Genomic DNA, 11,621 nt, shown 5'->3' on the forward strand with positions numbered 1-11,621 from the left:
GACCAGTTGTGTTCGCAGCGTGACCGCCGGGACAATGGAAGCGATGAACGACGACCTCGCTGCGCTGAGCGCACGCATCGACCGCACGAACGAGCTGCTGCAGCGCATGCTCGCCGAGGTGGCGAAGACGCCCTCCACTCACGCGATCTTCGTCGACGCGGGCTACCTGTACGCGGCCGCTGGGCGGCTGGTCGCCGGCACGGAGGACCGCCGGGCCTTCGACCTCGACGCCGAGGGCCTCATCGAAGCGTTCATCGACCGCGCCCGCACGATCTTCGCGGACAGCCGGCTGCTGCGGGTCTACTGGTACGACGGCGCCAGACGCCGCATTCACACCTCCGAGCAGCAGTGCATCGCCGAGCTGCCGGACGTGAAGGTCCGCCTCGGCAACCTCAACGCCAACAACCAGCAGAAGGGCGTCGACTCACTCATCCGCTCCGACCTGGAGTCCCTCGCCCGGCACCGCGCCATCAGCGACGCGGCGCTCCTCGGCGGCGACGAGGACCTGGTGTCCGCGGTCGAGGCGGCCCAGGGCTACGGCGCCCGCGTCCACCTCTGGGGCATCGAGGCGCCCGAGGGCCGCAACCAGGCGGAGCCCCTGCTCTGGGAGGTCGACAGCCAGCGCACCTTCGACCTCGACTTCTTCAAGCCCTACGTCTCCCGGCGCACCGCGCCCGCCTACGAGGGCACGGCGGCCCGGCCGACCCGCGAGGACGTGCGCTTCGTGGGCGCGCAGATCGCGGCGAAGTGGCTCGCGGCACGCGGCCGCGAGTCGCTCGTGGAACTCCTGCCCGGCCACCCCTACCTTCCCGGCTTCGTGGACCAGGACCTGCTGGTGGAGGCGGAGGGGCTGCTGCAGTACTCCCTGCGCGGCCAGGCGGACCTGCGCCGCGCACTGCGCGACGGCTTCTGGGAGCACCTGCGGGCGCTGTACTAGGAGCACTGGGAGAACCCGGCGCACCCGGTGCGCCCGGTGCACCCCGTTCGGGCGCCGTGTCAGGAGACTCTGGCGGACGCCGTACTAGGAGCCTTCCGTGGTCCCGTCGCCCCGGACGCCCTGTGGGCCGCCCGTCGTCGGATCGTCCCAGAAGTCCGCGAAGGCGCGGGCCGTCTCCAGAGGCCTGTCGGTGTTGGGGGAGTGCTCGGCGCCCTGGATCACGGTCCGGCGGGCCCGCAGTCGCAGCGCCATCTCGTCGAGCAGCGGCACCGGCCAGGTGTCGTCGCGGGCGCCCGACACCACGTGGAACGGCAACGGCACGGCGGCCAGTTCCGCCACGCGGTCCGGCTCGACGCACAGCTGGCGTCCGGTGCACAGCAACTGCGCGGGCCTGGTGCCCAGCCAGCGGCGGCGCAGGTCCTCCTGGTCGTCCGGCCCGGAGTCCGGTTCGCCGGTGTCGGTCTCCTCGGGCGGCTCCATGGCCTGCATCGCCTCCCACACCTCGGCCATGGTCATCACCGAGAGGGCGTCCCGGAGCAGCTTCACGCGCTGCTGCTGGGAGGGTGAGATGTGGGCCGGACCGGAGGACATGAGGGTGAGCGAGAGGAACGGGGAGCGGTCCAGCAGCACCGCCGCCCGGGCGATCTGCCCGCCCAGGGAGTGCCCGACGAGGTGCAGCGGGCTGCCGACGGCTGCCGCCTGCGCGAGCACGTCCCGCGCCAGCTCCTCCTGTGCGTAGGCGGATTCGTCCAGCTCGGGGCCGGCGGACTCGAACTGGCCCCGCCCGTCCACGGCGACGGTCCGGTAGCCGCGGGCCGCCAGGGGCACGTGCAGCGGGTTGAAGTCCTCCTTGCTGCCGGTGAAGCCGGGCAGCAGCAGCGCGGTGCCCCTGTGCGGGACACCGTCCGCCGCGGGCGCGTCCACGACGGCGAACTCCCCGCGGGCGGTACGCAGCGAGTACGCGCGGGCGCCGGGGGGCGGGGCGAAGGTCGGTGGCCTGCTCATGCGCTGAGGCTACCGGGCGCGCGAGCCGGGAGGCGGCGGGGCGGTCCGCCGAGACGGAGGGGCCGGTTCCGCGAGGCCGGGGCGCCGTCCGCGGGGACGGACAGGCTGGCCCGCGGGGACGGACAGGCTGGCCCGCGGGGACGGACAGGCGGGTCCGTGTGAGTCCGAGGCCGGAAGGCCGCGGGTGCGGGGAGCCGACGGCGGGGCGGAGAAACGGCCGACGGCCCGGTCCCACCTGACGTGGGGCCGGGCCGTCGTGCTCGTGAGCGGTCAGCTCTCCGCGGCCTCCGGGGTGGCCGCGGCCTTGCGCGTGCGACGCACCCTCGGCTTGGCCTCGGCCACGTCCACACCCGCCGCCTCGGCGGTCGCCGTGGCCTTGCGGGTCCGGCGGGCCGCCGGCTTGGCCTCAGCCTCCCCGGCGGCCTGCGCCGGGATGCCTGCCACGGTCGCGGCGGGCTCGGCGGCCTTCCGAGTGCGGCGCGGCTTGGCCTCGGCGGTTTCGGCCGTGTCGACCGCGGTTTCGGCGGTGGCCGCGGTCTTGCGGGTGCGGCGGGGCTTGGCCTCGGTGGTGGCGGTTTCGGCGGCCTCGGTGGTTTCCGGGGCGGCTGCCGCCTTGCGGGTGCGGCGCGGCTTGGTCTCCGTGCCCTCCGCGGTGTCGACCGCGGCGGGCTCGGCGGCCTTCCGAGTGCGGCGCGGCTTGGCCTCGGCGGCTTCGGCCGTGTCGACCGCGGTTTCGGCGGTGGCCGCGGTCTTGCGGGTGCGGCGGGGCTTGGCCTCGGTGGTGGCGGTTTCGGCGGCCTCGGTGGTTTCCGGGGCGGCTGCCGCCTTGCGGGTGCGGCGCGGCTTGCTTGGCCTCGGTGGTGGCGGTTTCGGCGGCCTCGGTGGTTTCCGGGGCGGCTGCCGCCTTGCGGGTGCGGCGCGGCTTGCTCTCCGTACCCTCCGCCGTGTCGACCGCGGCAGTCGCCTTCCGCGTACGACGCGGCGCGACCGCCGACTCCTCGGTGACCTGCGCCGGGATCTCGGCCGTCTCGGCCGTCTCGGCGGCCTTGCGGGTCCGACGGCGCGGCTTGGCCTCGGTCGCTTCGGCGGCGTCGACCGCGGTTTCGGCGGTCGCGGCGGCCTTGCGGGTGCGACGCGGCCTGGCCTCGGCGGTGTCGGTCGCCTCGGCGGTGGCCACCGCGGTCTCCGCGGCGGCCGTGGCCTTGCGGGTACGGCGGCGCGGCGCGGGCTCCTGCGCCTCCGGGACGGCCTCGGCGGTCGCCTCGGCCGTGTCGACCGCGGTCTCCGCGGCGGCCGCGGTCTTGCGGGTACGGCGGCGCGGCGCGGCGGCGGGAGCCTCCGGCTCCGCGACGACCGGCGTCACCGGCGCTGCCACGACGGCCTGCGCCTCCGGCGCCGCGGCGGCCACGGCCGGAGCCGTGTCTACGGGCGTCCCGGCGGTCGGCTCGGCGGACCGGCGGGTACGGCGGCGGCGCGGCTTCGCAGCGCTGTCGAGGGCGGCGTCCACGGCGGCGCTCTCGGCCGTCGTCACGGCGGCCTCCGCCGCCTCGGACGCGCTGGGCTCGACCGCCGTCACCGTGGCCGGCGCCGACTGCGCCGAGGAACCGCCGCGGGTACGGCGGCGGCGACGCGGCGTACGGGTGGCGTCGGCCTCCTCGGTCCCGGCCGGCGCGGTGCCGGCCGAAGCGCTCTCGGCAGAGGTGGTCTCCGGAGCGGCCGTGCCGTCCAGCGGAGCCCCGCTCCGGGTACGGCGGCGGCGACGCGGCGTGCGGGCCGGACGCTCACGCTCGGTGGACCGGGACTCGCCCCGGTCGCCCCGGTCCCCTCGGCCGCCGCGCCCGCGTGCACCGCGACCGCCGGTCTCGCCGAGGTCCTCCAGCTCCTCCGCGTCGAGCCCGGCGCGGGTGCGCTCGGAACGCGGCAGGACGCCCTTCGTCCCCTCGGGGATGTCGAGCTCGGCGAAGAGGTGCGGGGAGGTGGAGTAGGTCTCCGGCGGGTCGTTGAAGTCCAGTTCCAGCGCCTTGTTGATCAGCTGCCAGCGCGGGATGTCGTCCCAGTCGACGAGGGTGATGGCGATGCCCTTGTTGCCCGCGCGGCCGGTGCGGCCGATGCGGTGGAGGTACGTCTTCTCGTCCTCCGGCGACTGGTAGTTGATGACGTGCGTCACGCCCTCGACGTCGATGCCGCGCGCGGCCACGTCGGTGCACACGAGCACGTCCACCTTGCCGTTGCGGAAGGCGCGCAGCGCCTGCTCGCGGGCGCCCTGGCCGAGGTCGCCGTGGACCGCGCCGGAGGCGAAACCACGCTGCTTGAGCTGGTCGGCGAGATCGGCCGCCGTGCGCTTCGTGCGGCAGAAGACCATGACCAGTCCCCGGCCCTGCGCCTGCAGTATGCGGGCGACCATCTCGGGCTTGTCCATGTTGTGCGCGCGGTACACGTGCTGCGCGATGTTCGCGACCGTCACGCCCTCGTCGTCCGGCGCGGTGGCACGGATGTGCGTGGGCTGCGACATGTAGCGGCGGGCGAGACCGATGACCGCGCCCGGCATGGTGGCCGAGAACAGCATGGTCTGGCGCTTGGCCGGCAGCATGTCGATGATCTTCTCGACGTCGGGCAGGAAGCCCAGGTCGAGCATCTCGTCGGCCTCGTCCAGGACCAGGCACCGGACGTGCTTGAGGTCGAGCTTCTTCTGGCCCGCGAGGTCGAGCAGGCGGCCCGGGGTGCCGACGACCACGTCGACGCCCTTCTTCAGGGCCTCGACCTGGGGCTCGTAGGCCCGGCCGCCGTAGATCGCGAGAACGCGCACGTTGCGGACCTTGCCCGCGGTCAGCAGGTCGTTGGTGACCTGCGTGCACAGCTCGCGCGTCGGGACGACGACGAGGGCCTGCGGGGCGTCGGTCAGCGCCTCCGGCCGTGCACGGCCGGCCTCCACGTCGGCGGGGACGGTGACGCGCTCGAGGAGCGGGAGGCCGAAGCCCAGCGTCTTGCCGGTGCCGGTCTTGGCCTGGCCGATGACGTCCGTGCCGGAGAGGGCGACGGGGAGGGTCATCTCCTGGATGGGGAAGGGGGTGTTGATGCCGACGGCCTCCAGGGCCTCGGCCGTCTCGGGAAGGATTCCGAGATCTCTGAACGTCGTAGTCAGGGTGCTGCCTCTTCTGTGTGGGCGGTGCGAGGCGAGCGCGGGGGGTCTTTGACGGACCGTGCCGGGGACGTCGGCTGCCTTACGGGCTTGGCCGTAGGGCACGGGACCACTGCCGACGCTCTAGCGCTCGTACCGCTGAGGGTGTCCCTCCGGTCGTCGTACGCACTCGTCGTACGGCCAGGGAGGGCTGTCGGGTCGGAGCCGATCGGGCCACCGACCGGGCATCCTCAAACGTGCGGCCCGTCGAGCGAAGCAGACTCCTCAGAGGTGCGTACTCAGCAGGCGCATTACCACCATACCCCGGAATCCCGCACATGCGATGGCCGATTTGGTCACGCGGTCGTCGTCACAGGGGTCGGCCATGACCTTCCGTCGTGCCGCGAGCGGGCTATTGTGCGCTTCATGACGACCTCTGACAAGCCTGACAACGCCTCCGAAGCCTCGGCCGGAACCACCGGAGTCGCCGCCCAGGACTGGGCGAAGGCCTCCGCCGACCCGCAGTACCGCGCCGCGGTCGTCGACCTGCTCGGCGCCCTTGCGTACGGCGAGCTCGCGGCGTTCGAGCGTCTCGCGGAGGACGCCAAGCTGGCGCCGACGCTGGAGGACAAGGCGGAGCTGGCGAAGATGGCGTCGGCCGAGTTCCAGCACTTCGAGCGGCTGCGCAACCGGCTGACCGAGATCGGCGAGGAGCCGACCCGCGCGATGGCGCCGTTCGTCGCCGCGCTCGACGGCTTCCACCGGCAGACGGCTCCCTCGGACTGGCTGGAGGGCCTGGTCAAGGCGTACGTCGGCGACTCGATCGCCAGCGACTTCTACCGCGAGGTGGCGGCCCGGCTCGACTCGGACACCCGGGGGCTGGTGCTGGCCGTCCTCGACGACACCGGGCACGCCAGCTTCGCCGTCGAGAAGGTGCGCGCCGCGATCGACGCGGACCCGCGCGTGGGCGGCCGGCTCGCGCTGTGGGCGCGGCGTCTGATGGGCGAGGCGCTGTCGCAGTCGCAGCGGGTGGTGGCCGACCGGGACGCGCTGTCGACGATGCTCGTCGGCGGTGTCGCGGACGGCTTCGACCTCGCCGAGGTCGGCAAGATGTTCTCCCGGATCACCGAGGCGCACACGAAGCGGATGGCGGCTCTGGGACTCGCCGCCTGAGCGCTCCGCTGGATGTGCGGCGTTGCTCCGAGTTGCGCCGCGTTGCGCCGTGGGCTGCGGGCTGCGGCGCCGTCGTGGCTGGTCGCGCGGTTCCCCGCGCCCCTTCGGGGCGGTGGCTCACCGCAGTGGGGTTCGCCCGATCCGCTTGGCCTTCCTCTTCCGGGTCCCGGTGGTCTTCCCGGCCGTGGCGGGCTTCTTGTCCGAGGTGACGCCGTCCGAGGTGACGCCGTCCGATGTCACGCCGGCGCCGAGCGCCGGCGGAGTCTGCCCGCCGGGCGCAGCAGCAGCGACAGCGAGGCCGTGGAGACGATCGCGGCGCCGATCAGGATCAGCGGGAGGCTGCCGGGGCCCAGCGCGCTGTGCGTGACGAACGCGCCGAACAGGGCTCCGGCGACACCCGTCGCCAGCACCAGCGCGCGGGCCGGCAGACGGTGGGACAGCCGGTGGATCGCCCCCCAGGCCAACGCGAGACCGAGCACGGCGGAGCCGACTGCTTCCAAGATCATCACGGGGTTCCTCCCACAGGGCCGGCCTGCGCGTCGCGGTCGTAGCCCGTCATACCCGTGACCTGCGGAATGCAATCCACCCCTGTGGCCGACTTGTGCTCCATCCGTGGAGGCGGAAGCGGAAGGCGGCGGCGGACCGCGGAAGCGGACGGCGGAAGGCGGAAGCGGACGGCGAAAGGGGCCCGGCGACCGTCGGGACGCTGCATCCCATCGGTCGCCGGGCCCCTCGGTCCGCGTGCGCTTACAGGGCGCCGAAGCCCACCTTGCGCGGGGCCGGCTCGCCGAGCTCGACGTAGGCGAGGCGGTCGGCAGGAACCAGCACCTTGCGGCCGTGCTCGTCCACGAGGGTCAGCAGCTGTGACTTCCCGGCCAGTGCCTCGGCCACGATCCGCTCGACCTCCTCGGCACTCTGACCGCTCTCCAGAACGATCTCGCGGGGCGCGTGCTGCACGCCGATCTTGACCTCCACGGCTATGTCCCTCCGACGGTCAGTGAAGTGCGCGACCTTCCGCGCCGTACCCAGCACACATTAGCCCGGCGAGGGGACGCGCACGCTCCGCCCGACAACGCCAGGAGCGAACAGCGGGCGGGAACAAAGGGCGACTTCAGTGCTGCTGGTCGGTTCCGTGCAGCGGGAAGCCGGCGATGCCCCGCCACGCCAGGGACGTGAGCAGCTGAACCGCCTGGTCACGCGGGACGCTGCGGTCGCTGTGCAGCCAGGAGCGGGCCACGACCTGGGCGAGGCCGCCGAGCCCGGAGGCGAGCAGCATCGACTCGGCACGCGAGAGGCCGGTGTCCTCGGCGATCACGTCGCAGATCGCCTCGGCGCAGTCGTTCGTGACCTTGTCGACACGCTCGCGCACCGCGGGCTCGTTCGTCAGGTCCGACTCGAAGACCAGACGGAAGGCACCGCCGTCGTCCTCGACGTACGCGAAATAGGCGTCCATGGTCGCCCGGACGCGCTGCTTGTTGTCGGTCGTCGACGCCAGCGCGCTGCGCACGGACTGGATCAGGGACTCGCAGTGCTGGTCCAGCAGAGCCAGGTAGAGGTCGAGCTTGCCCGGGAAGTGCTGGTAGAGCACCGGCTTGCTGACCCCGGCGCGCTCGGCGATGTCGTCCATCGCGGCCGCGTGGTAGCCCTGCGCCACGAAGACTTCCTGGGCGGCGCCCAGCAACTGGTTCCGGCGGGCACGGCGCGGCAGGCGCGTGCCTCGCGGGCGTGCCGCCTCTGTCTGCTCGATGGCTGTCACGCCGCCTCCCAAGATCGTCCACATGCGGTGTGCGCCGCGTGGCCATCGTACTTTTCGGTAACCCTGGTGTGCGCGGTGCGAGCGCAGAATTTCACGGACCGGACAGTGGCGAAAGCCGCGCAGAAGGTTTCAAGGCGGGGCAGAGCGGGCAGCCACCTGGCTCTTGCCGGCTCAGCGGCGCTCCGGGTTCCGTCAGCGGTAGTCGTCCTCGTCCAGGGAGACGACGCGGCGCTGCTCCACCAGGTCGGCCTCGTTCGCCCGGGCCGGGTCCACGTCCTCGAGGGGTTCGTCGCGGTCCGGCGCGAGGTCGGCCAGCTGTTCCGCCGCGTCGTTCTCGGGGGCTTCGACGTCGAACTCCGGCGCCTCCTCCGTCTCCTCGTCCTGGAACGTCCCGGGGTCGGTGGGGTCAACGGTCATGATGGGCTCCCTTCCTACGTCCCACTCCTGCGAACCTCGCTCCGAGAAGCAGGGGTCACTCGCGGGTGCCCTCTGCACGAGCCTAGGAGACACCCGGTCCGGACGCCATGCGATCCGCCTCCGGAACGTCACTCGACGCGTACCCCGTGAAGTCCCCCGGATCTGTGACGGCGAACACGTGAGCCGCTACGTGATCGTCTCGTAACATTGCCGCATGTCTTCGACCGAGCTGCCGTCCGTTCCGGCGACCAATGTGCTCCCGAGGGTGTCACCCGTCAGGGTCGCCGAGGGCGAGCGGCTCAGGTCGGTCGGGCTGGCGGGGATCACGCTCACGGTGCGTTCGCGCCCGCCCGCCCGCGAGGGTCTGCCGCCCGCGCTCTACGTCCACGGACTCGGCGGATCCTCCCAGAACTGGTCCGCGCTGATGCAGGAGTTGGAGGGCGTCGTCGACGGCGAGGCGGTCGACCTGCCCGGCTTCGGCGACTCGCCCCCGCCGGACGACGGCGACTACTCGGTCACCGGCCACGCGCGCGCGGTGATCCGCTATCTCGACGCCTCGGGACGCGGGCCCGTGCACGTCTTCGGCAACTCCCTCGGCGGCGCCGTCACCACCCGGGTCGCCGCGCTGCGGCCCGACCTCGTCCGGACGCTCACGCTCGTCTCGCCGGCGCTGCCGGAGATCCGTGTCCAGCGCACCGCCGTGCCCACCGGAATGCTGGCGGTGCCCGGAGTGGCCGCGCTCTTCACGCGGTTGACCCGCGAGTGGTCGGCGGAGCAGCGGGTCCGCGGCGTCCTGGGGCTGTGCTACGGCGACCCCGGGCAGGTGACGCCGGAAGGGTTCCGCCATGCCGTGGAGGAGATGGAGCGGCGGCTGCAACTGCCTTACTTCTGGGATGCGATGGCGCGCACCACGCGCGGGATCGTCAACGCCTACACACTGGGCGGGCAGCACGGGCTGTGGCGCCAGGCCGAGCGGGTCCTCGCCCCGACCCTGCTCGTCTACGGCGGCCGGGACCAGCTCGTCGGCTTCCGCATGGCCCGCCGGGCGGCCCGCGCCTTCCGCGACTCCCGCCTGCTCGCCCTGCCGGACGCGGGGCACGTGGCGATGATGGAGTACCCGGAGACGGTGGCCCGCGCGTTCACCGAACTCCTCGCGGAGAAAGGGGAGTCGGGCGTCGCCCCGCGGGGTGGGGCCAGTGGGTCGAGGGTGGATACTGGGGGCAGCGCCGACAACGGCGCCGGGACGGACACCGGGGGGAGAGCCGGTACCGGGGGCGGGACCGCCGCCCGTGGTGCGGGCTCCGTCGTGGGCAACGGTGACGTCCTCGCCGAGAGCGCGGGGGGCTGAGGGGCGACGTGGGACGCCACAGCCGTCGTGGTGCCGCCAAGGGCGGGGCCGCGGCCACAACTGCAGGACAGGACGACCGGTCCCCGGCTCCGCAGGCGCGGGCCGACGTGCGCCGGGATGCCGCGCGGCAGGACGCTGCGCGGCAGGACGGGCCGGGGGCCGGCGCCGTGCCCGGTGTCCGGCAGGACGGCCGGCCGCAGCAACAGGGTCCGGCCGGTCACCGGATGCCCGGACCGCCGTACGGACAACCGCCCGGCCAGCCGTACGCACAATCGCACGGACAGGCGTACGCACAACCCCATCGGCAGCCGTACGCACAACCGCACGGGCAGCAGTACGGACAGCACGGCGCACCCCTGCCGCCGACGGGCGGGACGCCCGCCGGCGGGGTGCCGCGGATGCCGGACGGGACGCCCGCTCATGGGGTTCCGAGGGTGCCGATGGACGGGACGCCCGCGCGTGGGGTTCCCCGGGTGCCCGACGGCACTCCCGCCCACGGCGTTCCCCAGGTTCGCGGCGGCCACCCCGAGCAGCGTGAAGCCGGGGGCGGCTGGGGCGAGTTGAGAGGGCCGACCGTCGGCGGTCACGGCGTGGCCGCGGCGCCCGGCGCCGTCCTGCCCCGCCAGCGGCAGGGCGCGCCGGCCGGTCCGCGCCAGGACTACCTCGACGCCTTCGGCGAGGACGACGACGTCTTCGCGCCCCGCGCCCGCACCTCCGCGTCCGCCGTCGGCCCGTACGCCTCCGCCACCGACTGGGACCCGCGCACCGGCGTCGGCGTCCCCTCCGAGACCGACGCCGACGACGACGCGCCGCCGACCGGAGTGCCCGCGCAGACCAAGGGCACCAAGGGGCGCACGTTCACCGGCATCGCGGCGGCCGCCGTCACCACCGTGCTGGCCGTCGTCGTCGCCGGTCAGGTCGCCGACGGACAGGACGACGGCCCCGTGCGGCAGCAGTCGGCCGTCGGTCCGGCCCGGGACCTCCGGGACCCGGCGTCACGCGGGGAGGGGCGGACGACGCCCTCGGCGGCGCCCGGACCGGTGACGCTGACGTACGAGCAGGCGATGGCGCGGAAGTACCCCCTCAGCGCCACGCTCAAGGGCTCGGGCAAGTTCGACGCGGTCCCCGGCACCGCCGAGGCGCCGGGCAAGGGGCGCAAGTACACCTACCGGGTCGACGTCGAACAGGGGCTCGGGCTCGACGGCGAACTCTTCGCCCAGGCGGTGCAGAAGACGCTCAACGACGACCGCAGCTGGGCGCACGGCGGCGCCCGCACCTTCGAGCGCGTCCAGTCCGGCGAGCCGGACTTCGTCATCACCCTCGCCAGCCCCGGGACCACCGCCGCGTGGTGCGCCAAGTCCGGTCTGGACACCACCGAGGACAACGTCTCCTGCGACTCGGCCGCCACCGAACGCATCATGATCAACGCCTACCGGTGGGCCCAGGGCTCGAAGACGTACGGTGATCAGATCAACGCCTACCGGCAGATGCTGATCAACCACGAGGTCGGCCACCGGCTCGGCTACTCCCACGTGACCTGCGACAAGGACGGCGAGCTCGCGCCGGTCATGCAGCAGCAGACCAAGTTCCTCGACCACGACGGCATTCGTTGCCTGGCCAACCCCTGGGCCTATCCCGGAAGTTGACAGCCGGTCCGGCGGGCGTCACGGCGGGCCCGGGCCGCTGCCTGGTGAAACGTGACTGCATGATCTGCTAGCGCGATCGAACGCGGCTTGCACGGGAAAGTTACGACTGTTCACCCCTTTTGGTGGTGCGACGGACGGTTGTCACCCATCGAGCCGTGCGCGGACGCCGGGGCGGCGGCGAGGGCGGTCAGCGCGAGCGGGGCCGCGCCGAGGGCGGCGAC

Annotated in this window: 9 protein-coding genes and 1 pseudogene; 4 read left to right on the top strand and 6 right to left on the bottom strand. The window is 73.6% G+C overall.

Features of this window, described 5'->3' with window-relative positions; translation table 11 throughout:
* Positions 1-43: 43 nt before the first annotated feature.
* On the top strand, positions 44-937 hold the full coding sequence (locus tag VKA29_RS21650; protein ID WP_324787540.1) for an NYN domain-containing protein: 894 nt from the start codon (positions 44-46) through the stop codon (positions 935-937).
* 84 nt (positions 938-1,021) lie between these two features.
* Here VKA29_RS21650 and VKA29_RS21655 read toward each other — a convergent pair whose 3' ends face one another.
* Entirely contained in the window at positions 1,022-1,942 is a 921-nt protein-coding gene (locus tag VKA29_RS21655) for an alpha/beta hydrolase (protein ID WP_324787541.1), read from the bottom strand.
* Positions 1,943-2,212: 270 nt separating this feature from the next.
* Positions 2,213-4,991 (bottom strand): annotated as a pseudogene (locus VKA29_RS21660) (DEAD/DEAH box helicase).
* Between the two features lie 486 nt (positions 4,992-5,477).
* Between VKA29_RS21660 and VKA29_RS21665 the strand changes: the two are divergent.
* Complete coding sequence (locus VKA29_RS21665; protein WP_324787542.1) at positions 5,478-6,233, top strand: ferritin-like fold-containing protein; 756 nt, start codon at positions 5,478-5,480, stop codon at positions 6,231-6,233.
* Between the two features lie 236 nt (positions 6,234-6,469).
* Here the strand turns inward: VKA29_RS21665 and VKA29_RS21670 are convergent, their stop codons facing one another.
* From VKA29_RS21670 to VKA29_RS21685, 4 genes are all read right to left on the bottom strand, one after another.
* Entirely contained in the window at positions 6,470-6,739 is a 270-nt protein-coding gene (locus VKA29_RS21670) for a hypothetical protein (RefSeq protein WP_324787543.1), read from the bottom strand.
* 241 nt (positions 6,740-6,980) lie between these two features.
* Entirely contained in the window at positions 6,981-7,208 is a 228-nt protein-coding gene (locus VKA29_RS21675; protein WP_324787544.1) for a DUF3107 domain-containing protein, read from the bottom strand.
* A gap of 136 nt (positions 7,209-7,344) precedes the next feature.
* The gene (locus VKA29_RS21680) at positions 7,345-7,989 is read right to left on the bottom strand and encodes a TetR/AcrR family transcriptional regulator (RefSeq protein ID WP_324787545.1); all 645 of its coding nucleotides are present in this window, start codon (positions 7,987-7,989) and stop codon (positions 7,345-7,347) included.
* Between the two features lie 192 nt (positions 7,990-8,181).
* Positions 8,182-8,406 (bottom strand): hypothetical protein, encoded by a 225-nt coding sequence (locus VKA29_RS21685; RefSeq protein ID WP_324787546.1) that lies wholly within the window; start codon positions 8,404-8,406, stop codon positions 8,182-8,184.
* Between the two features lie 214 nt (positions 8,407-8,620).
* Between VKA29_RS21685 and VKA29_RS21690 the strand changes: the two genes are divergently transcribed.
* Positions 8,621-9,754, top strand: coding sequence for an alpha/beta hydrolase (locus tag VKA29_RS21690; RefSeq protein WP_324787547.1), 1,134 nt, complete (start codon positions 8,621-8,623; stop codon positions 9,752-9,754).
* Positions 9,755-9,762: 8 nt separating this feature from the next.
* On the top strand, positions 9,763-11,400 hold the full coding sequence (locus VKA29_RS21695) for a DUF3152 domain-containing protein (protein WP_324787548.1): 1,638 nt from the start codon (positions 9,763-9,765) through the stop codon (positions 11,398-11,400).
* Positions 11,401-11,621 lie beyond the last annotated feature (221 nt).

The sequence above is a fragment of the Streptomyces sp. H51 genome, from assembly GCF_035656535.1.
GTDB lineage: Bacteria > Actinomycetota > Actinomycetes > Streptomycetales > Streptomycetaceae > Streptomyces.

Excerpts from the sequence above, each read along its gene's own strand:
- VKA29_RS21685 (WP_324787546.1), bottom strand. The coding sequence starts at position 8,406 with ATGACCGTTGACCCCACCGACCCCGGGACGTTCCAGGACGAGGAGACG.
- VKA29_RS21655 (WP_324787541.1), bottom strand. The coding sequence starts at position 1,942 with ATGAGCAGGCCACCGACCTTCGCCCCGCCCCCCGGCGCCCGCGCGTAC.
- VKA29_RS21650 (WP_324787540.1), top strand. The coding sequence starts at position 44 with ATGAACGACGACCTCGCTGCGCTGAGCGCACGCATCGACCGCACGAAC.
- VKA29_RS21690 (WP_324787547.1), top strand. The coding sequence starts at position 8,621 with ATGTCTTCGACCGAGCTGCCGTCCGTTCCGGCGACCAATGTGCTCCCG.
- VKA29_RS21670 (WP_324787543.1), bottom strand. The coding sequence starts at position 6,739 with ATGATCTTGGAAGCAGTCGGCTCCGCCGTGCTCGGTCTCGCGTTGGCC.